Source organism: Streptomyces sp. NPDC014656 (genome assembly GCF_043084305.1).
In the GTDB taxonomy this organism is placed as follows: domain Bacteria; phylum Actinomycetota; class Actinomycetes; order Streptomycetales; family Streptomycetaceae; genus Streptomyces.
In genome coordinates, this window is the sequence record NZ_JBIBZN010000025.1 from 49,674 (window position 1) to 70,506 (window position 20,833).

17 protein-coding genes and 1 riboswitch are annotated in these 20,833 nt (G+C 72.1%); of the genes, 3 read left to right on the forward strand and 14 right to left on the reverse strand.

The window, feature by feature from the left end; translation table 11 throughout:
• Nucleotides 1–5: 5 nt before the first annotated feature.
• From ACF1ED_RS35660 to ACF1ED_RS35675, 4 genes are all read right to left on the reverse strand, one after another.
• Complete coding sequence (locus tag ACF1ED_RS35660; protein ID WP_391767516.1) at nucleotides 6–827, reverse strand: alpha/beta hydrolase; 822 nt, start codon at nucleotides 825–827, stop codon at nucleotides 6–8.
• Nucleotides 828–910: 83 nt separating this feature from the next.
• Nucleotides 911–2,302, reverse strand: a complete 1,392-nt coding sequence (locus ACF1ED_RS35665; protein WP_391767517.1) for an FAD-dependent oxidoreductase — start codon at nucleotides 2,300–2,302, stop codon at nucleotides 911–913.
• 176 nt (nucleotides 2,303–2,478) lie between these two features.
• Nucleotides 2,479–3,018 carry a PadR family transcriptional regulator gene (locus ACF1ED_RS35670; protein WP_391767518.1) on the reverse strand — a complete coding sequence of 180 codons (540 nt, stop codon included), beginning with the start codon at nucleotides 3,016–3,018 and terminating at the stop codon, nucleotides 2,479–2,481.
• 46 nt (nucleotides 3,019–3,064) lie between these two features.
• A complete protein-coding gene (locus ACF1ED_RS35675) occupies nucleotides 3,065–5,089 on the reverse strand; it encodes an FAD-dependent oxidoreductase (protein WP_391767519.1) in 2,025 nt (674 codons plus the stop codon).
• Between the two features lie 275 nt (nucleotides 5,090–5,364).
• On the opposite strand from ACF1ED_RS35675, the gene ACF1ED_RS35680 reads away from it, so the two are divergent.
• Complete coding sequence (locus ACF1ED_RS35680; RefSeq protein ID WP_391767520.1) at nucleotides 5,365–5,886, forward strand: hypothetical protein; 522 nt, start codon at nucleotides 5,365–5,367, stop codon at nucleotides 5,884–5,886.
• A gap of 96 nt (nucleotides 5,887–5,982) precedes the next feature.
• Here the strand turns inward: ACF1ED_RS35680 and ACF1ED_RS35685 are convergent, their stop codons facing one another.
• The 7 genes from ACF1ED_RS35685 to dhaK form a co-directional block, all read right to left on the reverse strand.
• On the reverse strand, nucleotides 5,983–6,825 hold the full coding sequence (locus ACF1ED_RS35685) for an ATP-binding cassette domain-containing protein (RefSeq protein ID WP_391767521.1): 843 nt from the start codon (nucleotides 6,823–6,825) through the stop codon (nucleotides 5,983–5,985).
• Nucleotides 6,822–7,571 carry a cobalt ECF transporter T component CbiQ gene (gene cbiQ, locus ACF1ED_RS35690; RefSeq protein WP_391767522.1) on the reverse strand — a complete coding sequence of 250 codons (750 nt, stop codon included), beginning with the start codon at nucleotides 7,569–7,571 and terminating at the stop codon, nucleotides 6,822–6,824. The genes ACF1ED_RS35685 and cbiQ overlap by 4 nt, the downstream gene beginning before the upstream one ends.
• 6 nt (nucleotides 7,572–7,577) lie before the next feature.
• Entirely contained in the window at nucleotides 7,578–7,934 is a 357-nt protein-coding gene (locus tag ACF1ED_RS35695; RefSeq protein ID WP_391767523.1) for an energy-coupling factor ABC transporter substrate-binding protein, read from the reverse strand.
• Complete coding sequence (locus ACF1ED_RS35700) at nucleotides 7,934–8,632, reverse strand: energy-coupling factor ABC transporter permease (RefSeq protein WP_391767524.1); 699 nt, start codon at nucleotides 8,630–8,632, stop codon at nucleotides 7,934–7,936. The genes ACF1ED_RS35695 and ACF1ED_RS35700 overlap by 1 nt, the downstream gene beginning before the upstream one ends.
• Nucleotides 8,633–8,659: 27 nt before the next feature.
• Nucleotides 8,660–8,882, reverse strand: a riboswitch (cobalamin riboswitch).
• A gap of 55 nt (nucleotides 8,883–8,937) precedes the next feature.
• Nucleotides 8,938–9,351 (reverse strand): PTS-dependent dihydroxyacetone kinase phosphotransferase subunit DhaM, encoded by a 414-nt coding sequence (locus tag ACF1ED_RS35705; protein ID WP_391767525.1) that lies wholly within the window; start codon nucleotides 9,349–9,351, stop codon nucleotides 8,938–8,940.
• Complete coding sequence (gene dhaL / locus ACF1ED_RS35710; protein ID WP_391767526.1) at nucleotides 9,348–9,968, reverse strand: dihydroxyacetone kinase subunit DhaL; 621 nt, start codon at nucleotides 9,966–9,968, stop codon at nucleotides 9,348–9,350. Before dhaL ends, ACF1ED_RS35705 begins: the two co-directional genes overlap by 4 nt.
• A 7-nt stretch (nucleotides 9,969–9,975) precedes the next feature.
• Nucleotides 9,976–10,968, reverse strand: coding sequence for a dihydroxyacetone kinase subunit DhaK (dhaK, locus tag ACF1ED_RS35715; RefSeq protein WP_391767527.1), 993 nt, complete (start codon nucleotides 10,966–10,968; stop codon nucleotides 9,976–9,978).
• Between the two features lie 446 nt (nucleotides 10,969–11,414).
• Here dhaK and ACF1ED_RS35720 point away from each other — a divergent pair, with 446 nt between their 5' ends.
• Nucleotides 11,415–15,833, forward strand: a complete 4,419-nt coding sequence (locus ACF1ED_RS35720) for a hypothetical protein (protein ID WP_391767528.1) — start codon at nucleotides 11,415–11,417, stop codon at nucleotides 15,831–15,833.
• 108 nt (nucleotides 15,834–15,941) lie between these two features.
• On the opposite strand, the gene ACF1ED_RS35725 is transcribed toward ACF1ED_RS35720, so the two are convergent.
• From ACF1ED_RS35725 to ACF1ED_RS35735, 3 genes are all read right to left on the reverse strand, one after another.
• Nucleotides 15,942–16,241: a hypothetical protein gene (locus ACF1ED_RS35725; protein ID WP_391767529.1), complete on the reverse strand. Its 300-nt coding sequence runs from the start codon at nucleotides 16,239–16,241 to the stop codon at nucleotides 15,942–15,944.
• Nucleotides 16,242–16,245: 4 nt separating this feature from the next.
• Nucleotides 16,246–17,199 carry a hypothetical protein gene (locus ACF1ED_RS35730; RefSeq protein WP_391767530.1) on the reverse strand — a complete coding sequence of 318 codons (954 nt, stop codon included), beginning with the start codon at nucleotides 17,197–17,199 and terminating at the stop codon, nucleotides 16,246–16,248.
• 160 nt (nucleotides 17,200–17,359) lie between these two features.
• Nucleotides 17,360–18,424: a hypothetical protein gene (locus tag ACF1ED_RS35735; protein ID WP_391767531.1), complete on the reverse strand. Its 1,065-nt coding sequence runs from the start codon at nucleotides 18,422–18,424 to the stop codon at nucleotides 17,360–17,362.
• A gap of 694 nt (nucleotides 18,425–19,118) precedes the next feature.
• On the opposite strand from ACF1ED_RS35735, the gene ACF1ED_RS35740 reads away from it, so the two are divergent.
• A complete protein-coding gene (locus tag ACF1ED_RS35740; protein ID WP_391767532.1) occupies nucleotides 19,119–20,606 on the forward strand; it encodes a beta-propeller fold lactonase family protein in 1,488 nt (495 codons plus the stop codon).
• The last annotated feature ends 227 nt before the right edge of the window (nucleotides 20,607–20,833 follow it).

The window sequence follows — 20,833 nt, forward strand, 5'->3', positions numbered from 1 at the left end:
TTCGGTCAGGGGCGGGCCCCGAGCGCGGCACCGACGAACCGGATCGCCTCCCCGGTCCGCACCTCGGCCTCGGGCCCCAGGTGTCCCGCGCCGTCGACCAGGCGGAAGGTGTGGGCGATGCCGAGTTCCACGAGGACGCCGTGCAGATGGGCCGCGCCCTCGTGCAGCAGGAACTCGTCGGCGGCGCCGCAGTCCACCAGGATCGGCAGGGCGGCGTCGCGGATCGCCCCGGCGTGGCGGCGCGCCCGGCCCTGGACGGAGTTCCCGGCGTACGCGACGGCGTCGTCCGAGCCGTGCGCCATCGCCCGGTGGAGCTCGCCCAGGACGGAGGGGAGGTTCGCCGCGGGCACCTCCCCGGGCGTCTCGCCGGGGAAGACGGCCGGCGAGAGCGCCGCGACGGCCGCGAAGCGCTTCGGGTCGCGGAAGGCCGCCTTGAGGACGCCGTAGCCGCCCATCGACGCCCCGAGGAGGGCGGTCTCGCCGAACGGCCCGTGGGCCGGCGCGAGGTGCGAGGGGAACTCCTCGGCGACCAGCGTCTCCCACCCGGCCCCGCCGGGCCGGTCGAGGTAGAACCCGTCGAGGGTGGGGGTGCTCACGCACGCGACCACGGCGCGGGGGAACTCCCCCCGCCGGTAGAGGTCTTCGTACAGCGGCCGCGCGCGTTCCAGCGACTCCGCCGACGACATCGCGCCGTGGAGGTGGAGGACGAGCGGAAGCCGCTCGCCCTCCGCGCGGTCGGCCGGCAGGAGCACCCGGTAGTCGACGTCGCGGCCGGCCGAAGCCGACGCGAAGCGGTCCTTGACGAGGCGCAGGGTGTGGTCGTTCATGGGCCCTTCCCGGGTGGTCGCGCGTCCGTGGTCCTCTCTGATGATCGTCTTTCCGTCCGGGAGGGCAAGGGGTTTTCGGAGGGTCAGGCGTCCTTGCGCAGCGGTGGCGCCGCCGGGGTCTCGGGGACCGGGGAGAAGAGCGCGGCCCGTACCACCGAGGGGGCGAAGAGGCTGGTGAGCGGGGCCGTCAGGGTGAGGACGGCGCGGAAGGGCACCCCGACCGCCGGATCGCCCGCCGCGCGCGCCTGGACGCGGGCCAGGTACCAGCCGGTCACCTTGTCGAGCGGCTGGGGCCGGGCCGCGTCGCCCGTGGCGCCCGGCATCTTCTTGTCCGCGCCCGCCGAGATGTCCCACGCCTGCCGGGTCGCGTCGAGCAGCGCCCGCTGCACCCGGCGGGTGGTCGGCACCCGCCGGGTGTCCGCGAGCGCCCGGCGCAGGGCGACGGCGGCGAGCGCCGCGGTCGCCATGCCCTGGCCGTAGATCGGGTTGAAGGCGCACAGGGCGTCGCCGGTGGCGAGGAACCCGGCCGGGCGGCGGCCCGGACGGTCGTACCGGCGGCGGACGTTGGCGGTCCGCCGGAAGCCGTGCACGGGCGTGACCGGCTCCGCCGCGGCCACCCACTCGCTCAGCACCGGATGCGGCAGCCGCTTCGCGTACTCCTCGAACGCCGCCTCCTCCGTGGGCGGTTCGTCGCCGCGCAGGCCGGAGAGGGTGACGATGTGGTGGCCGTCGCCGAGCGGCACGATCACTCCGCCGTACGTCTGCCGGGGGCCCGGCACGATGTAGTAGCCCTGCGCGTCGGTGTCGGGGACCGCGTCCGTCGCCTTGTACACCCGCGAGGCGTAGGCGAGGCCCGTGTCGAGGGTCTCCTCGTGCGGCGCCTCGGCGCCGATCGCGGCCAGCCAGTCGGCCGCCTTCGTCGATCGCCCGGAGGCGTCCACCACCAGGTCGGCGGCGAGGGTACGGGGCTCCCGCCCGGCGCCCGCCCCGCGCTCCCGCAGCCGCACGCCCGTCACCCGCGCGGCGGTGCCGGTCAGGCCCACCGTGTCGGTGCCCTCGACGAGTTCGATCCGCGGGTCGGCGAGCACCCGCTGCCGCACCAGCCACTCCAGCTGGGGCCGCGGGCCGCTGTAGAAGTGCGCGGAGGCGGGCAGCCGGGCGAACCACTGGCCGGACTGCCACTGGACCATGTCCGTCGGCATGGCCACCTTCGGCGAGCCCAGCTCCCGCAGCTCGTCCATGAAGCCGGGCAGCAGCGCGTCGAGCGCCTGCTGGCCGCCCTCGATGAGCACGTGGAGGTGCCGGCCCTGCGGCACCCCGGGCCGGGCGTCCGGCCCTTCCGGCAGCCGGTCGCGCTCGACGACCGTGACCCGCTCCGCGTGTTCCGCGAGCACCCGCGCCGCCAGCAGTCCGGCGAGACTTCCCCCGATGACCACCGCGTGACGTGTCCCGCGGCGCCCCAAGTCGTCGGCCATACCCGCCCTTTCCTGTCGTGGACCATGACCCGATGCCGATCAGTATCCACCGAGCGGGGGCGGCGGACCCGCGCGCGCCGGGGGCGGAAGGGCGCGAGGCGGGCGCGCGGCGCGGCGGGAGGCGCAGTGCGGCGGGAGGCGTAGCGCGGCGGGACGCGTGCGGCGGGCCCGGAAGCTCAGTCCCCGGGGCCCAGTTCCTCCAGGGCGGCGCTCAGCCACTCCACCCAGAAGCGCTCCAGGTCGATGCCGCCGCGCAGCACGAGGTGGCGCAGCCGGTCGGGCTCGGTGCCGCGCCGTTCGGCGGGGAAGTCGCGCTCCTCGATGACGAGGTACTCGTCGAGCTGGGCCCGGTGGAGGGCGAGGTGCCGCTCCAGCTCGGCCCGCAGCCCGGCCGAGCCGACCACGGCGGCGGCCCGCATCCGCAGCAGCAGCGCGGACCGCAGCGGCTTCGGGTCCTCGGCGGCGCCGACCCACTCCCGCAGGAACTCCCGCCCCGCGGGCAGCACTTCGTACTCCTTGCGCTGCCCGCGGACCGGCACCGGGGAGGGCAGGGCGCGGATCTGCCCCGCCTCTTCGAGCCGTCCCAGCTCGCGGTAGATCTGCTGGTGCGTGGCCGACCAGAAGTACCCGATCGACTTGTCGAAGCGGCGCGTCAGTTCGAGGCCGGAGGACGGCTTCTCGAGCAGCGCGGTGAGGATCGCGTGCGGGAGGGACATGCTCGCATCCTAGGTTCGGCCGGCCACGGTGATCACGGTGCGGACCTCACAGGGTGGCGGCGAGCCGCGTGCCCTGGTCGATCGCCCGCTTGGCGTCCAGCTCGGCGGCGACGTCGGCCCCGCCGATGAGGTGGGCCGTGCGGCCGGCGGCGACCAGCTCCTCGTACAGGCCCCGGCGCGGCTCCTGGCCGGAGCAGAGGACGATCGTGTCGACCGGGAGGACCTGCGGCTCGCCGTCGACGGTGAGGTGCAGGCCCTCGTCGTCGATCCGGTCGTAGGTGACGCCCGCGACCATGGCGACGCCGCGGTGCTTGAGCTCGGTGCGGTGGATCCAGCCGGTGGTCTTGCCGAGCCCGGCGCCGACCTTGGTGGTCTTGCGCTGGAGCAGGTGGACCCGGCGCGGCGGCGCGTTCCGTTCCGGCTTGCGCAGGCCGCCCCGGTTCTCGTACGAGGTGTCGACGCCCCACTGGCGGAAGTACGTCTCGGGGTCCTGGCTCGCGCCCTCGCCGCCGTCGGTGAGGAACTCGGCGACGTCGAAGCCGATGCCGCCGGCGCCGATGACGGCGACCCGCTCGCCGACCGGCGCGCCGTCGCGGAGCACGTCGAGGTAGCTGAGGACGCTGGGGTGGTCCTGGCCCTCGATGCCGGGATCGCGGGGGGTGACGCCGGTGGCGACGACGACCTCGTCGTAGCCGTCCAGGTCGGCGGCGGACACGTGGGTGTCCAGGCGGACCTCGATGCCGTGCTCGGCGAGCTGGACGCGGAAGTAGCGCAGCGTCTCGTCGAACTCCTCCTTGCCCGGCACCTTCTTGGCGACGTTCAGCTGGCCGCCGATCTCGGAGGCGGCGTCGAAGAGGGTGACGGCGTGGCCGCGTTCGGCGGCCGAGACGGCGCAGGAGAGGCCGGCGGGACCGGCGCCGACGACGGCGATCCGCTTGGCGAGGCGGGTGGGGGAGAGGACCAGCTCGGTCTCGTGGCAGGCCCGGGGGTTGACCAGGCAGGAGGTGATCTTGAGGTTGAAGGTGTGGTCCAGACAGGCCTGGTTGCAGCCGATGCAGGTGTTGATGGTCTCGGCGCGGCCGGCGGCGGCCTTGTTCACGAAGGCGGGGTCGGCGAGGAAGGGCCGGGCGAGCGAGACGAGGTCGGCGCGGCCGTCGGCGAGGATCTCCTCGGCGACCTCGGGGGTGTTGATGCGGTTGGAGGTGACGAGCGGCACGGACACCGCGCCCATCAGCTTCTTCGTCACCCAGGTGTAGGCGCCGCGCGGCACGGAGGTGGCGATGGTGGGGATGCGGGCCTCGTGCCAGCCGATGCCGGTGTTGATGATCGTGGCGCCGGCCGCCTCGATCTCCTTGGCGAGCCGGACGACCTCCTCCAGCGTGGAGCCGCCGGGGACGAGGTCCAGCATGGAGAGCCGGTAGACGATGATGAAGTCGGTGCCGACCCGCTCGCGGATCCGGCGGACGATCTCCAGCGGGAAGCGGACCCGGTTCTCGTAGGAGCCGCCCCAGCGGTCGGTGCGGTGGTTGGTGGCGGCGGCGATGAACTCGTTGATGAGGTAGCCCTCGGAGCCCATGACCTCGACGCCGTCGTAGCCGGCCTCCTTCGCCAGTTCGGCGCAGCGGGCGTAGTCCTCGACGGTCCGCTCGACCTCGGCATCGGTCAGCTCGTTCGGCACGAAGGGGCTGATGGGCGCCTGGATCGCGCTCGGCGCGACGAGGGCGGGGTGGTAGGCGTACCGGCCGAAGTGCAGGATCTGCATCGCGATCCTGCCTCCCTCGCCGTGCACGGCGTCGGTGATCAGCCGGTGCTCGGCGACCTCCTCGGCGGTGGTGAGCTTGGCGCCGCCGTCCCAGGGCCGGCCGGCCTCGTTGGGCGCGATGCCGCCGGTGACGATGAGGCCCGCGCCGCCGCGCGCCCGCTCGGCGTAGAAGGCGGCCATCCGCTCGAAGCCGTGCTCGGTCTCCTCCAGGCCGACGTGCATCGAGCCCATGATCACCCGGTTGGGCAGGGTGGTGAAGCCCAGGTCGAGCGGGCTGAGCAGATGCGGGTACGGGGTCGTGGCGGTCACGGGGCGCCTCCTCGCGCAGGGATCGTCGGATCCTGTTGTAGGCGACCCGACCATGCTTATGCAACTAGTTGCAGAAGGATCGGGGTGTGATGGTTACTACTCGGTAGAAGCCCGTCCGGGCCTTGACGCCGGCACCCCCGGCGAGCAGGTCGCTCCGCGCGCCGGACCGACCGGCGAGAACGGCGGCTCCGTCCGCCGGACGGCCACCCGCGCCTACGGCGCGCGCCGGGCCCCGGGACCCCCGCCGGGGCCACCGGATGCCTAGGGTGTGCCCCATGGGCACGACACTCGTCCACGAGGGCACCGCCTTCGTGAACTTCCGGGACCACGCCTTCGCCGACCGGCACGCGCACGCGTACCGGTGGGTCGACGTGAAGCGCTTCCGGCTCCCCTCCGGGGACGCGGCCGACCGGGACCTCCTCGCCGCCCTCATCGCCCACGAGCAGTTCCGCGACGACTACGCCGGCGGCGGAGTGGACCCCGGGGGCACCCGGCACGGCGAGTACTGGCTCCACCTCGTCACGCCCGACGCGTACCGGCGGATCGACCGCGAACGGGCCGCGGGCCTCCTGAGGACCTGGACCGAGCGGTACGGACCCGTTCCCGGCACGCTCGCCGAGGCCCTGCGCCGCGAGGTGCTCGACGCCCTGGCGGACGCGGACGCGGTCCACCACCTGGACGGGCCGGGAGAGGACGAGTACCACGACTGGGCGAGCGTCCACGGCGAGTTCCACGAACTCGTCCTCGTCGACCGCCGGGCCGGACGGCTCACCCTCCTCGTCGCGGCCGACGACTGAGCCGCCGGACCCCACGCCCCCGCCGGACCGCATGCCCCCGCCGCCCCGCGCCGCCCGTGGCCGCCGACGACCGCACGCCGCCGACGGCCCCGCCGCTCACCCCACCCGGTCCAGCAGCGCGTCCAGCTCCTCCGCCGTCCGGGGGCCCGGTGCGCCCTCCGGCAGCAGCCCCCGCGCGCGCAGCAGCCGCCCGACCGGCACCGCCCACGGCCTGCGCAGCCGCGCCGCGTCGAGCAGCGCGTCGTCCGCCAGCAGCTCCGCCGCCGGGCCGGTGCGCAGCCCGGCGGGGGAGAGGACGGCCGCCTCGTCGGCCCAGCGCAGCGCCAGGTCCACGTCGTGCGTGGCCATGACCACCGTCGTGCCCGCCGCCCGCAGCCCCTCCAGGGTCTCCAGGAGCCGCTCCTGCCCGTGCGGGTCGAGACCGGCCGTCGGCTCGTCCATGATCAGGACCCGGGGGCGCATCGCCACCGCCCCCGCGATCGCCGCCCGCTTCCGCTGCCCGTAGGACAGCAGGTGCGTCGGCCGGTCGGCGAGCGCCGTGATGTCGAGCGCCGCCAGTGCCTCCGCCACCCGGAGCCGTACCTCCTCCTCCGGCAGCCCCAGGTTCATCGGACCGAAGGACACGTCCTGCGCCACCGAGGCGGCGAACAGCTGGTCGTCCGGGTCCTGCACCACCAGCTGCACCGAGGTCCGCAGCCGGGTCAGCCCCTTCCGGCCGTACGCCACCTCCGCCCCGTCCAGGAGCAGCGCCCCGCTCCCGCACCGCAGCCCGCCGCTCAGCAGCCGCAGCAGCGTCGTCTTCCCGCCGCCGTTGCGCCCGAGCAGCGCCACCGCCCGCCCCTCGCGCACGGCGAAGGAGACGTCCGTGAGGACCGGGGGTCCGTCCTCGTACGCGAAACCCGCGCCGACCAGCTCCACGACAGGGAGGGGGGCCGTCATGGCAGAAGCCTTTCCAGTACGAGGGTGAGGGCGACGAGCCCCGACAGGAGACCGCCCGTCGCCGCGAGGAACGGGCGGGAGACGGGCGTCCCGGGCAGCAGGACCCGCAGGGTGCCGTCGTAACCGCGTCCGGCGAGTCCGGTCTGGAGCCGCTGCGCCCGGTCGAAGGCCCGGACGAACGAGGTCGCGCCGAGGCCCGCCATCGAGCGCCACACCGAGGCCCGGGTCGTCGCCCCGAGCCGCGCCGCCTGCGCCTGCCGCACCTTGCTCTGCGCGTCCAGCAGCAGGAACACGATCCGGTACATCACCAGGGCCACGTCCACCACCGGCGCCGGCACCCCGGCCCGGACCAGCCGCGGCAGCACGTCCGACACCGGCGTGGTGAAGGCGAACAGCAGCACGCCCAGCGAGGCGGACGCCGTCCGCAGCAGCAGCTCCCCGGCGTGCGCCGGACCGCCCGGCGCCCAGGCCACGAGCCCCCCGGGCCCGCCCACCGCGAAGAGCAGCGGCACGGCCCCCGTGACGCAGAAGCCCAGCGGGATCCGGAAGGCCCGCCACAGCTGCCGGCCGGGCACGCCGGCCGGACCGAGCAGCACGCAGAGCGTGGCCGCCGCGACCAGGAGCGCCCCCGGCCAGGGCGGCAGGCACACCGCGCACAGCGTCAGACCGAAACCGAGCGCGGCCTTCTCCGCCGGATGGCGGCGGCGCCAGCGACTGCTGTGCGCCGCCGCGTCGATCGGCAGCATCGGCGGCTACGCGTCCTTGTCCGCGTCCGGGGCGGGCGCGCCGCCCTCCGCACGGGCCGCCGCCCGCTCCTCGCCCTGCCGCCGGCCGCGCCGCAGCCCGAAGTAGTAGGCGAGGACGCCGGCGCCGAGCGCCGCCTGGAGGGCGAAGAGCGCCGACTCGATCTCGCCGGACGGCGGCTCGTACAGCGGGCTGAACCACGGCTCGTAGTCCGGCTCGATCTCGGTGATCGCCGTCTCGGCCTCCGCGTCGGCGCCGGTGAACGGCTCCTCCTTGTGGTCGCCGAGCCCGAGCGCCAGCGGCAGTACGGCCAGCGCGGCCACCAGCAGGAGCAGCAGACCGTTGATCTTCGCGTTCCGGCTCATCACGCCGCCGCCTCCTCGTGCCGCTCGGCCGCCTTCGGCCGGGCGAGCACGCCCAGCCGCAGCAGCTCCCCCTTGCTGGACTGCGTGAGCAGCCGCATCACCAGGACCGTCAGCAGGCCCTCGCTGACCGCCAGCGGGATCTGCGTCACCGCGAAGATCCCGCCGAACTTCGCGAGCGAGCCCGCCACCCCGCTGCCCGGGTCGGGGAACGCGAGGGCCAGCTGGACGCTGGTCACGCAGTAGGTGGAGAGGTCGGCGACGAACGCCCCGGAGAAGACGCCGACCATGAGCGGCGCCCCGGACCGCCGGAACAGCAGGTACGTGCCGTACCCCGCCCACGGCCCGACGATCGCCATCGAGAAGGCGTTCGCGCCCAGGGTGGTCAGCCCGCCGTGGGCGAGGAGCAGCGCCTGGAACAGCAGGGTGATCGTGCCGAGCACCGCCATGATCGGCGGCCGGAACAGGATGGCACCCAGCCCCGTGCCGGTCGGATGGGAGCAACTCCCCGTCACCGACGGCAGTTTGAGCGCGGACAGGACGAACGTGAAGGCGCCGGAGGCGCCGAGCAGCAGGGTGGACTCGGGGTTGGCGCGCACCTCGCGGGTGAGCGCGCGGACGCCGTGGACGACGAACGGAGCCGATGCGACGCCCCAGGCGGCCGCATGGACGGGGGGCAGATACCCCTCGGCTATATGCATGATCGGGAGACCCTCTCCAGCACCTCGTGGATGGACACGCGCCCTGGCCGGTCTCCTGGCTGACGGTAGTGACGTCCGACTCCGCCTTCCCACCCCACGACGGTCTCCCGCGGCGGAGCAGTGGCTTCCCCGGGGGGATGGAGCCTGACCTCCCGATCACAGTGGCGAGGGCCGCACCGGTACTGCACCGGTTTCCCGAACACCAAGGCCCTGTGACATTAGTGGGTTGACCTGCTTCATCACAATGCGGGGTCGGTCACTCGCACTCCGGAGCGCGAGTGACCGACCCCGCATCGCGATGAGGGTCAGACCTTGCGGTAGTCGTACGCCTCCGAGGCCGCGGCGGCGACCGCGTCGAGGTCGCCGCCGGCGCTCGCCGTCACCAGGGCGGCCACCGCGCCCTCCACGAAGGGGGCGTCCACGAGCCGGGCCCCCGCCGGGAGTCCGTCGCCCTCGGCGAGGAGGGCCTTCACCGTGAGGACCGCGCTGCCCAGATCCACCAGGAGGGCCACCCCGGCGCCCGCGTCGACGGCCTTCGCCGCCCCGGTGATCAGCTCGGAGCTCGTGCCGAGCCCGCCGTCGGGCGTGCCGCCCGCCGCCGCGACCGGCGCCAGGCCGCCCCCGCCGGCGAGCCCGCGGGCCAGCTCGGCGACGGCGGCGGCGACGGCCGCGCTGTGCGAGACGAGCACGATCCCGACCTTGCCCGGACCGCCGCTCATCCGGCCGCCACCTCCTCCAGGGCGGCGAACAGCAGCGCGGAGGACGTCGCCCCCGGGTCCTGGTGCCCGACCGACCGTTCGCCGAGATAGCTGGCCCGGCCCTTGCGGGCCCGCAGCGGCACGGTCGCGAGCGCGCCCGCCTCCGCCGCGGCCCGCGCGGCGGCGAACGACTCGCGCAGCGCGTCCGCCGCCGGTGTCAGCGCGTCCAGCATCGTCTTGTCGCCCGGCACCGCCCCGCCGAGCCGCCCGACCTCCGCGACCCCGGCGGCCAGCGCGTCCGCCAGCTCCGCCCGCGAGACCTCCCCGGCCTCGCCGAGCGCCTTTCCGGCCCGCCGCAGCAGCGTCCCGTACAACGGCCCGGAGGCCCCGCCCACGGTCGAGATCAGCAGCCGTCCGGCGGTCACGAGGACCGCGCCCGGCGTCGCGGGCGGCTCCTTCGCCAGGGCCTCGGCCACGGCGGCGAACCCGCGCCTCAGATTGGCCCCGTGGTCCGCGTCGCCGATCGCGGAGTCCAGCTCGGTGAGCCGGCCGGCCTCCCGCTCGACCGCCGCCGCCACCGTCTCCATCCACCGGACCGTGAAGGCGGCACCGTACGTCGTCTCCGTCGTCTTCGTCATCGCCCGCTCACCGGCCCCAGCGCAGCGCGGGGGTCGCCACCGGCGCGTCCCACAGCCGCAGCAGTTCCTCGTCGGCCGCGCACACGGTCACCGAGCAGCCCGCCATGTCGAGCGAGGTCACGTAGTTCCCGACCAGTGTGCGCGCCACCGGCACCCGCCGGGCGTCCAGCACCCGCCGCACCTCCGCGTTGAAGCCGTACAGCTCCAGGAGCGGCGTCCCGCCCATCCCGTTCACCAGCAGCAGCACCGGACCCGACGGCCGCAGGTCTTCCAGGACGGCGTCCACGGCGACCTCGGCGATCTCCCCGGCGGTCATCATCCCGCGCCGCTCCCGCCCCGGCTCGCCGTGGATCCCGACGCCCAACTCCAGTTCCCCCGGCGGCAGGTCGAAGGTCGGACTGCCCTTCGCCGGCGTGGAGCAGGCACTCAGCGCCACCCCGAACGACCGCGACCGCGCGACCACCCGCCGCGCCAGCGCCTCCACCCGCTCCAGCGGCGCGCCCTCGTCCGCCGCAGCCCCGGCCAGCTTCTCCACGAAGAGCGTGGCACCGGTCCCGCGCCGCCCCGCCGTGTACAGACTGTCCGTCACGGCCACGTCGTCGTCGACGAGCACCTTGGCGACCTGGATGCCCTCGTCCTCGGCGAGCTCGGCCGCCATCTCGAAGTTCAGCACGTCCCCGGTGTAGTTCTTCACCACGAACAGCACCCCCGCCCCGCTGTCCACGGCGGCCGCGGCCCGCACCATCTGGTCGGGCACGGGCGACGTGAAGACCTCCCCGGGGCACGCCGCGTCGAGCATCCCCGGCCCCACGAACCCCGCGTGCAACGGCTCGTGCCCCGACCCGCCCCCCGAGACCAGCGCCACCTTCCCCGCCACCGGCGCGTCCCGCCGCACCACCACCCGCCGCTCCACGTCCACGGTCAACTCGGGATGAGCGGCGGCAAGCCCCCGCAATCCGTCGGCGACGACGGTCTCGGGCACGTTGATCAGCATCCTCATGGATACCTCCTGGTGAGGCTAGCAGGTAGGTGACTGAGCAGGCTTTTTGCAGGTCAGAGCGAGTGAGATCAATCGTTGATCTTGGCGATTCATGGCGTTCGGGAGCGGTCTCGGGCGGTACTGATGCTGACCTGTTGCTGACTTTCCTGATCAACCGTCAGGGGTGGGTTGGACTGGGTGCACTTTGCACCTGTGCATGATGGCGCAATTATCCGCTCGGGGGTGTGGTCGCGCACCGGTGCGTCGCGGCCGCAGGTGGCCGATCCCCTGTCGACAGGCTTCGTGCGGCGCCTCGGGGCTCAGCTGTGGCCGGCTGGGCGGCGAGTGACCGCATGGAGGCGCATGCTCGAAACACAGGCCACGGATGAGCCGGCAGGTAATACAGTGCTTGGCCATGGACTCCCCGGTGAGGAGTCCGTTGCGGCGCACTGGGGAAGTGATGCGCGATGGGGCTGTCGGGCGGAGCGGCGGACAAGGCGGGCAACCGGTACGAGAACTGGTGGACCGCGCTGAAGGTCGCGGACCTCCTGCGCGGAGAGGCCTCGCGGATCCGTCTTGAGCCTGTGGGACAGGCTGGTGAAGGCATCGAGTTCCAGCTCGTGGCCAAGGGCGAAACATGGTGCGATCAGGTGAAGGATGTGCCGTCGCGGGGGCCCTGGTCGCTGCGATCCGTGGCAGCCCTCCTCAAGGCCGTCGCAAGCCACCTTGCAGCCGGCAGGAAAGTGCGACTCGTTCTCTCGACCGGATCGCCCGCGCTGCGCGACCTTGCCGACCGGGCGAGAGCCGCCGTGACGTTCGCCGAGTACGAAGAGATTCTTACCGGCCCTCAAGGGCGCGACTTCATGGCTCTGTGCGGAGTCTGGGCCGACGACGGCAAGCCCGTAGACCGGGAGACCCTCTGGAGATATCTCCAGTCCGTTTACGTGAAGGACTACTCACCGGAGAACCTGCGTGAGCTGGTTCACATCATCTACGAGCAGCTGTTCGTAGGGAATCCTGAGGGAATCGTCAGGCAGCTGAGCGGATATCTGGACGACAACCTCCACAAGTGGCTCACCGGGTCGGAGATCCGTAACCACTTGCTCTCTCTCGACGGAGTTCGACCCCGACTGTTGGCCGGGGATAGCAATACGCTCAATGCCCTGGCGGCCACCAAGGACGGGTTCCTGCGGCACGTGCGGGATAGGGCGCCCGCTCTCGGACTGGCCGCGCGCCCTCACCTCGACCAGCTGCACGGTCGGTTGGTGGCCGAGGGCGGTCCGCAGATCGTGCTGTGCGAGGGACGGGCGGGCTCGGGCAAGTCGACGGTTGCCGCGAATGTACTGGAACGTCTCGCAAGCCACGGGTGGCCGATCGCCGTCGTTCGCATGGACCGAGCCGCTCCGTCGGTGCGAACGGCGAGGGACCTCGGCACCATGATGAATTTGCAGGATTCGCCCGGGATCCTGCTGCCTGGAGTTGCCGATGGGGGGCCTGGGCTCTTTGTCGTCGATCAACTGGACGCCGTCAGTCTGTATAGCGGTCGCATGGCAGACGTCTTCGAGGCCGTCGAGGATGTGCTCGCTCAACTCTCGGCAGCGCCGAACATCAAGGTGCTCCTGGTGGTCCGCACCGTCGACGTCGAACAGGACGGCAGGCTCAGCAGACTGATGACGGCAGATGTCCGGGCGGAGAGATTCCCCGTGGGGGAGCTGACCGAAGACTCGGTGCGCGCCGTACTCACCGCGAGTGGGAACGACCCCGACAACCTGAGCCCAGTGACTCTGGAGCTGCTGCGCACCCCTCTGCACCTGGCGGTCTTCAGCACCCTTCCCCCTGCTGCCCGCGCCGTGCCCTACCGGACTCTGCAACAGCTCTACGGCGGTTACACCAAAGAGGTGCGCAGACGCGTAGGAATCAGGAGGGGAAGCTTCGACTGGCAGGGGATCACCGGCGCCCTGTGCACCTCCATGAGCGACCGGGAGAGTCTGCAGGCACCCCTCGCCCTCCTTGACCGCTACGCGCCGGAGGATGTCGAGGCCTTGAAGTCGGAAGGGCTCCTGGTGGGCGACGAGGAACGCATCGGTTTCTTCCACGAGACCTACTTCGACTACCTCTTCGCCCGCTCCTTCCTCACGACCGGAAGGGACGTCCACGACTTCCTGGCCGACTCCGGGCAGCACCTCTTCAGACGGGCGCAGACCCGCCAAATCCTCGAGCACCTCGCCGGCACGGACCGCGACCGGTTCCGCGAGACCACGGCACGGCTGCTCGGGTCCACCCGAATCCGCTCCCACCTGCACGACGTGGTCACCACCGTTCTCACACAGCTCGATGCGGCCCCGGCGGACTGGCTGGCCGTCGAACCGTTCGCCTGGGGTGCGAGCCCGGTGGCACGTAAGGTGCGCCGATTGCTGGCGCTGCCCGCCTGGTTCGACGCCGCGGACCACGACGGCAGGTGGGAACGCTGGCTGGCCGCTGCCGAAACCGTCGACGCCGCGTTCGCCGAACTGCTCATCGCGGCACGGCACAGGCCGGAGCGGGCAGCAGAGCTGGTACGCCCCCACATCAGCACCACCCCCGAGTGGCGACGGCGGCTCCTCGGCCTCATGGAGTGGTCCCTCACGCCCGGCCTCGTCGACATGGCCGTCGACCTGATCCGGACAGGACAGGCCGACGAGGCCCGCGGCCCCCTCGCGACCAACAGCGACTTCTGGACCCTCCTCTACGGCCTCTCCGAGACCGCCCCCGTTCCGGCAGCCAGGCTCGTCGGCGCCTACCTGGACCGGGCACGGACCCAGGAGCCCCCCGACAGCAGCCGCAAGCCGTTCGGGGGCGAGTACCTCGCGGCCCACTCACAGACCGCCGCCACCGTCCTGTCTCAGATCGCAAAGGCCGCGCCGAAGGCCTACGTGGATAACGTCCTGTCCTTCGTACTCCACACCGCAGAGTCCGACGAGGCCTTCAGCGAACGGTCGGACAGTCGCTGGTCGTACCGGCAACGGGACGGCAGCAGCGTCAGTGCCGAGCTGCTCTCCGCCCTCGACACCGCCTTGCGCGCCCTGCCGGCCACCGACCCGGGCGCCGCGGCTGACACCCTGACGAGACTGAGCGGATCGGCAACGGAGATCGCCCGCTTCCTGACCTGCCGCCTGTACACCACCCCGGGGATGGCTGACGAGGCGCTCGACTGGCTCAGCAGCGACCAGCGAAACCTCCGCCTGGGCTGGGTGGACAGTTCCCGCTGGGCGTCTCATGAACTCATCGCAGCCGCCACGCCCGACTGCACCGACGACACCCTTGACCATCTGGCCGAAGTGCTTCTCGGGTATTACCCGACGACGGAGCAGCGCCGAAGAGTGAAGGGAGACCCCAGCCGTTGCGGCTGGGGCCAGTACGAACTGCTGTCGGGGATCGCCCCCGCCCGTCGCAGCGACAAGGTTCGACGGAGGCTCGGCGAACTGGAACGGAGGTTCCCCGGAATCGTCCCCTCCCCGCCCTCAGGAGTCGTCACCGCGTGGGCAAGTTCTCCGATCAGCGACCATGCGGCGGCGCACATGACCGACGAACAATGGCGTCGCGCTATGGACAAGTACGCCAAGCCCCGAGTCGAACGGTCGTGGCCGCCCCAGGGCGGCGTGCACGAACTCGCCGGCACACTCCGCACCCGAGCAGCACAGGAGCCCTCGCGCTTCGCCGCCTTCGCCCTCACCCTCGGACCCGGCATGCCCGGAGCGTATCTGTGCGCGATCGTGGAAGGAGCCGCACCCCACCTGGAGGACAGCGAGGCATGGGAGAAGCTGGCCCTCCACACCAACCGGACCCTCGGCGAAGAAGCAGCCTCCACGGTGTGCCGCGCGCTCCAGGCCACGCCCGACCGCTTCACCTCCACCCAGCTCCCCCTCCTCACGAGCTACGCGACGGCCCCTACCCCCGAGCGGGACACCCGCGCCCTGGACGCTGAAGGCACCCGCACCGATCTGCTGACCGCAGGCCTGAACGCCATCCGGGGCCAGGCAGCCATCACGTGCGCGACCCTCCTCTTCCACGACGCCCGCCACCTGCCCGAACTCAGACCCCTCATCCTCCGACTCGCCACCGACTCCGTACTCGCCGTCCGCGTCTGCGCCGCCGAAGCCGTCCGCGCCTTGATGAACCACGACCCACAGACCGCGCTGGACGCCGCGGACCAGCTGATGACGCACCATGACCTCAACGTCCACAACGCACACACGACCCAGCGCCTGCTCATCGGAGCTCTGGCCCGCGACCCCGGACGATTCGTCCCCCACCTCGACGCGGCCCTCCACGGCCCACGGCAGACCCGGGAGCTCGCAGGACAGACCTGGGCCGTGGTGACGCTCCAAGGGAACGCCACACCGGACTTGCCCACCACGGTGCTGCAGCTGGGCACTGTGGCACGCCGCGGCGCGGCCGAGGTCTTCGCCGGCAACCCTGATCACTACACGCGGCTCCTGCCGCTGTTCGAGGATGAGGACGAAGAGGTTCGCAACAACGCATCGACCGTGATGAGGCACGCCTTCGGCCTGCTTCCCTCCCAGGCCGACGAACTCGTCCAGACGTTCATCGCCAGCAAGGCTTTCCCCGACAACTTGGGGGAACTCGCCTTCGCGCTCCACCACCCGACCGGCCTCCTCCCGCCGACGGCGTTGGACGCCTGCGAGTACATCGTCGGCCGGGCAGGTACCGACCTGGCCGACATCCGAACCCGTCATGCGGCTCACGGCCGCTACGTGGTGACGGCGGTCCTGAGGCTGTACCGCCAAAGCCCACCCTCCATACGCAGCCGCTGCCTGGACATCATCGACGCCCTCTCCCGGGCCGACGTCCCTGGTCTTCACGCGGCACTGGAAGGTGAACGCTGACCTCATCGCCACGGGATCGTTCGGCTGACGCCAGGAACCGGAAAGGAGCACCGAACCCGGAACGCCCGAAACCGCGCGGGAATACCCTCCGACCGGCGCCCTCCAGGCTCAGCCCGTCGGGCGGGAGGCCATCTGCTCGGTGAGTCGTGTCAGATCGGTGGCCGCCTCGCCGAGCTCCTCTTTTCGCCCGGTCCTCTCGAAGAGCGCGACGGCCTCACGGAAGGCGACGGCGGCCTGTCGGTCGCGGCGCAGACTCCTCAGGGCATGGCCCAGGGGAAGGTTGATGCGGGCTTCCTGTTCGAGGTCGCTCGTCGTGCGTATGAGAGCGCGAGCGCGTTCCAGAACAGCCGCGGCCTCTTCGGACCGGCGCAGTCTCCTCATGGCCGCGCCTGCGGTGGACCAGGCCACGGCTTCACCGTGCTGGTCGCCGATCCGGGCCGCGGTCTGTTGAGCGAGTGCGGCCAGGGGGATTAGCTCGGCGACGCGGTCCGGCGAGTCCAGGTGGGGGGGAGAGGATCTCCGGGAGGGAGATCGTGAACTCGGGGCGCACGGTGGTCGCGGCTCGGGCGAGGGCGACCAAGGTGGTCAATTCGGTGTCCAGCCACCCCGAGGCGGCCCAGCGGTCGGGGATTTCGGGCGTCTTGGGCGTCACCGCGTCGTCCTGCAGGAGCGCGACGGCGGTGCGAACCTGGGACTCGTACCGGCTGATGAGCGCGCGGAGAGGGAGCGCCTCGGGTCGCTGGGGAGCACCCTGAGCGTAGGCATGGAGTGCAGTGAGGTCGGCCTCACTCGGTGTCGGGGCGAGGAGTTCGAGCAGCGTGCCGTCGAAGGTGGGCAGTCGTCTGGCGAGGAGCTGCCAGAAGCCGGGGCCGAAGCGGCGTGCTGCGGAGGTGAGGTGTTCACCGCAGAGCCGACTCCACGAGTTCCCGTCCGGAGCATTGGTGGGCAGGTCGCGGCCGTAGAGCAGGGCCGCGCTGGCGGGCCGTGCGGTCGCCAGGATCGTGCGGTCGTCGAGGAGTCGGGCGGAGCGGACGGCGTGGATCGTTGGCCGGGCTGTGCCGGAGGAGGTGCCGTAGGCGTAGGGGACGGGGTTGGACTCCGAGAGGCGGGTGAGGGCGATTCGGGCTGACTCGGGGCTCTGGCTGGCCAGTTCGCTCAGGTGGTGGTGTCGCCCTCCCCCTGACAGCGAGGGGAGCAGGATGGCGGGGCAGCCGGGCCGGGAGGCGAGCACCCACAGCACCGAGTTCGGCAGCGGTTCGACGAGATGAGCCTCGGCGAGTTCGGCCCAGGGCGTGTCCTCGGCGCTTTGGCCGTCGAGCGTGAGCTGTGCCTGAACGGGAGTGGGGTGCGCGCGCAACTCGGCCACCAGGTCCCTGGTCCGGGGTCGGCGTGGCAGTCGGGCGGTGATGAGGCGGCGCAGGCCCGCGTCGGTGAGCGCACGGCGGTCGAGCCGTTCGTCCAGCTCGGCGTCCAGCCCGTACAGCCCTCCGGCCGTCGTGAGCTCGCCGTTCCAGGAGAGCAGGCCGTCACGTGCCCAGCGGGCGAACAGCGGACGCGGAGGAACGCCGGCGGCCTCGAGCCTTAACAGGGCGGTGGCGAGGAGGGCATGCCCCGTGCGGACACCGCGGCGTCCGGCACACGCCTCGGCCCCCCCGTGCGAGGACTTCGTCGTCGAGGTCGGCGACGACGGTGGTGAGGAGCTCCGGCGGTGCCTGGACCAGGACGCGCAGATCGGGAGGACGGCGCCGGGACCGCGTAGGTTCGCCGAGGCCGTCGATGAGTTCGCGCAGGCTGCCCTTGTGCCAGGGGAGCCGTTCGGAGGCGGCCTTCCACGCCGTCCGGTCCGAGCGCAGAGCCGCGCGCAGTTCGGCGCCGACCGATTCCCAGAACGCCAGTACCTTCCCGGTGTGACTCCGGTCACCGTGGTCGACGGCTGCGAGGAGTCGGTCGAGCCGACGTGTCGTCCGCACCACCTCGGCCGCCCCGTCCGTGGTCAGCAGCAGACGCAGCAGCGGGGTCCGGAGTTTGGACAGACGCGGGAGAAGCAGGGCGCGGACGCACTCGGGCAGCTCGTACGGAGGAGACGGGAGCGGCGGACAGTGCCGTCGGTGCCCCGGGGGCATGCTGACCGGCCGCCGCTTGGCCGGCCGGGCCTTCTGCCGGGCCGCGAGACGGTCGGCGACTTCCGGCCGCCACGGCATGAGCAGGGCCAGGGTCAGCACGTCGGGACAGTCCCGGCGGGCTATCAGGCCACGCGACGCCACGGAGCCGAAGGGCTCTCGTGGGTGTGCGAGGGTCATCGCCTTCCAATCCACGGGTCCGGCGTCGAGCAACGCGTCGCAGTCCAGCACGGTGAGCGCTCCGTGCAGGGCGACGACGAGCTCCGCGGAGGGTAATGCGTCCCCCTTGTTGTCGCCCTCGCGAACGCCCGGCAGGAAGGGAACGGCCGCTGCGGCGAGTCCGGTCGCATCGAGCTCGTCGCCGGCGCGTGCCGCATCGGCAGGAGGTAGTTGCGCCACTGCCCACCGCAGCAGACTCAGGTGGTAGGCGGCCTCGCCCGCGAAGGAGGTTCGATCCCGGTCGCCGGTCATCGACGCACGCGCTTCGCCGCATACCTCGGCCGGAGTGCCCCTCAACGAATCATAACGACGGGCGCACCGCTCACCGCCTGCCGTGAGAGGGCTGATGCCCTGCCCGGCCCCTCAGCCTGACCCGTAGGAGACGGGAATGCCCTTGCGTACGCGTCGACAGGGTGACCGTTCGCCATCCGGAGGAGTCGCCCCGAACGAGTGGGCTGTCTTGAGCAGGTCGGCTTCGGCGTGGTCGGAATGGGGCCGGTCCTGCCGAGCAGGGACCGCTCTACGAGTCGGCCCGGTCGATCCGCTCGGCCACGGCGTCTGTGCGCTGTTCGACCCTCAGGCGTACGGCCCACGACCTGAACTCGCCGGCCCGCCCCCAGCCGTCGTCCAGCAGTTCCTGCGCTCGGCGCGGGTGTGGGGACGAGACGAGTGACTCGTGGTTCGGCATGCGGAGCAGCCCGGGATGGCATCACGGAGTCGAGCTGGGACGGCTTGAGCCAGCAGTGGCCGAATGTCCGGAAAGTGCATTTTGTCATGCGTCGCAGAATTTGGTGTCCAACCTTCTGTACAGACTCTCGGGAGACGCTTCCGTTGAGGTTCCAGAACATTCCTTAATGGCCTCAGCCGCCGGAGAAGTTCCGACGCACATCCCCCTGAGGTGAGAATTCACGTGATTTCTTTCAAGAATTCCGAGGCTGGAACCCGAGTGTGCGGGAAAGTCTCGCGTCCGCGTCGCACCACGCTCACCCGGTCGGCGGTGGTGGCGCTGGCCGCGACCACCCTGCTGGCTCCGGGCATCGCGGTCGGCGCCCCGTCCGGGCTGTTCACCTCCGGGACGGAGGTGACCTCGCTCAGCGCGGGTGCCCCCGGCCGGTTCATGCTCGTGGGCAGCACCGGCACCGGTCACATCGCGGTCTACGGCGTCTCCCGTGACGGGGCGCTGACGAAGGTGAGCGGCTCCCCGTTCGCGGCGGACACGGGCTTCGCGATCGTCGTCTCTCCCGACGGCAAGAAGGCGTACGTCGCGAGCCTCTCCAAGAAGTGGGTCAAGGGCTTCACCATCGGGGCCGGCGGGGCCCTGACCGCGATCCCCGGCGCGGTCGCCCAGTACGACGCGGGCGTCATCGGCCTGGCCTTCTCGCCCGACGGCACGCGGCTGTACGCCACGGTCGGCGGTCAGACCAGCGGCACGATGAACACCCTCGTCGTCGCGCAGAACGGCACCCTCGCCAAGATCGGTCAGCCGGCCACGATCCCCGGCACCAGCTACATGAGCCTGCCCGTCGTCACCACCGACGGTCGCACCGTGTACGCGTCCAACTTCAACGCCAGCAACATCACCCCCTACCGCACCGCCCCGGACGGTTCGCTCACCCAGCTGGGCGACCCGGTTCCCACGGGCGCCGGTCCCGCGCTGCCCAACGTCACGCCCGACGGCCGGTTCCTCTACACGACCAACGAGCAGGGCGGCAACATCTCCGGGTTCGCGATCGCGGACGACGGCACCCTCACGCCCACGCCCGGCTCCCCGTACGTGTCCGGCGACCTCCCGCACGGCGGTGCCGTGACGCCGGACTCCAAGCGCATGTACCTCCCTGAGGCCGGAAGCAACAAGATCTCCGGTTACTCGATCGCGGACGACGGGTCGCTCACCCCGCTCGTCGGCTCGCCCTACCCCGGTCCGGCCGACACCATGCCCGGCCGTGTCGTGCTCAGCCCGGACGCCCGGCGCCTCTTCGACGTCGACGTCCTCGCCCTCAGCCTGACCACCAAGGTGCACAGCTTCGCGGTCGACCCGGTGGACGGCAGCCTGGCCCGGACCAGCCACCCGGCCACGGACACCGGCCTCTTCTTCGCCGACGGGCCGACCAGCGTCATGACCCCGAACCAGGGTCCGATCGCCAAGATCAGCACGCTCTACAGCGGCGGCCAGACCGGAGTCTTCACCGCCTCGGGGGCCACCGACCCCGACGGCTCCGTCGTCCGTTACGAGTGGGACTTCGGCGACGGCACGACCGCCACCACGACCCGCCCGGAGATCACCCACACGTTCGCCCAGGCCGGCGCGCGGACCGTCACCGTCACCGTCGTGGACGACGAGGGCTGCTCGGACGACCGGATCTTCAACGGCCAGGTCGTCTCCTGCAACGGCGGCACCAAGGCCGCGGCGTCGACGACGCTCAACCTCGGCTGACGATTTCACACCACTGAATTCGGAACGTGAGAAGACCGGGCGATCGAATTCAGCGCAGACCTCTGCTCCCCCGTCATGCAGCGACGGGGGAGCAGAGCGTTTTCCGGGGGAATTCCCTCACCGTGTTGTGTGTCAGGTGGTGAGGTGGGTGGTGTAGAAGTCGCTGAGCTTGTTGGCGGCGGGGGTGACGTGCTGGTCCTTGTCGTAGAGGTCGATGTGGGTGGCGC

Bases quoted from the DNA above. Each gene is read 5' to 3' on its own strand.
- ACF1ED_RS35660 (WP_391767516.1), bottom strand. From the start codon at position 827: ATGAACGACCACACCCTGCGCCTCGTCAAGGACCGCTTCGCGTCGGCT.
- ACF1ED_RS35665 (WP_391767517.1), bottom strand. From the start codon at position 2,302: ATGGCCGACGACTTGGGGCGCCGCGGGACACGTCACGCGGTGGTCATC.
- ACF1ED_RS35670 (WP_391767518.1), bottom strand. From the start codon at position 3,018: ATGTCCCTCCCGCACGCGATCCTCACCGCGCTGCTCGAGAAGCCGTCC.
- ACF1ED_RS35680 (WP_391767520.1), top strand. From the start codon at position 5,365: ATGGGCACGACACTCGTCCACGAGGGCACCGCCTTCGTGAACTTCCGG.
- ACF1ED_RS35685 (WP_391767521.1), bottom strand. From the start codon at position 6,825: ATGACGGCCCCCCTCCCTGTCGTGGAGCTGGTCGGCGCGGGTTTCGCG.
- cbiQ (WP_391767522.1), bottom strand. From the start codon at position 7,571: ATGCTGCCGATCGACGCGGCGGCGCACAGCAGTCGCTGGCGCCGCCGC.
- ACF1ED_RS35695 (WP_391767523.1), bottom strand. From the start codon at position 7,934: ATGAGCCGGAACGCGAAGATCAACGGTCTGCTGCTCCTGCTGGTGGCC.
- ACF1ED_RS35700 (WP_391767524.1), bottom strand. From the start codon at position 8,632: ATGCATATAGCCGAGGGGTATCTGCCCCCCGTCCATGCGGCCGCCTGG.
- ACF1ED_RS35705 (WP_391767525.1), bottom strand. From the start codon at position 9,351: ATGAGCGGCGGTCCGGGCAAGGTCGGGATCGTGCTCGTCTCGCACAGC.
- dhaL (WP_391767526.1), bottom strand. From the start codon at position 9,968: ATGACGAAGACGACGGAGACGACGTACGGTGCCGCCTTCACGGTCCGG.
- dhaK (WP_391767527.1), bottom strand. From the start codon at position 10,968: ATGAGGATGCTGATCAACGTGCCCGAGACCGTCGTCGCCGACGGATTG.
- ACF1ED_RS35720 (WP_391767528.1), top strand. From the start codon at position 11,415: ATGGGGCTGTCGGGCGGAGCGGCGGACAAGGCGGGCAACCGGTACGAG.
- ACF1ED_RS35735 (WP_391767531.1), bottom strand. From the start codon at position 18,424: ATGACCGGCGACCGGGATCGAACCTCCTTCGCGGGCGAGGCCGCCTAC.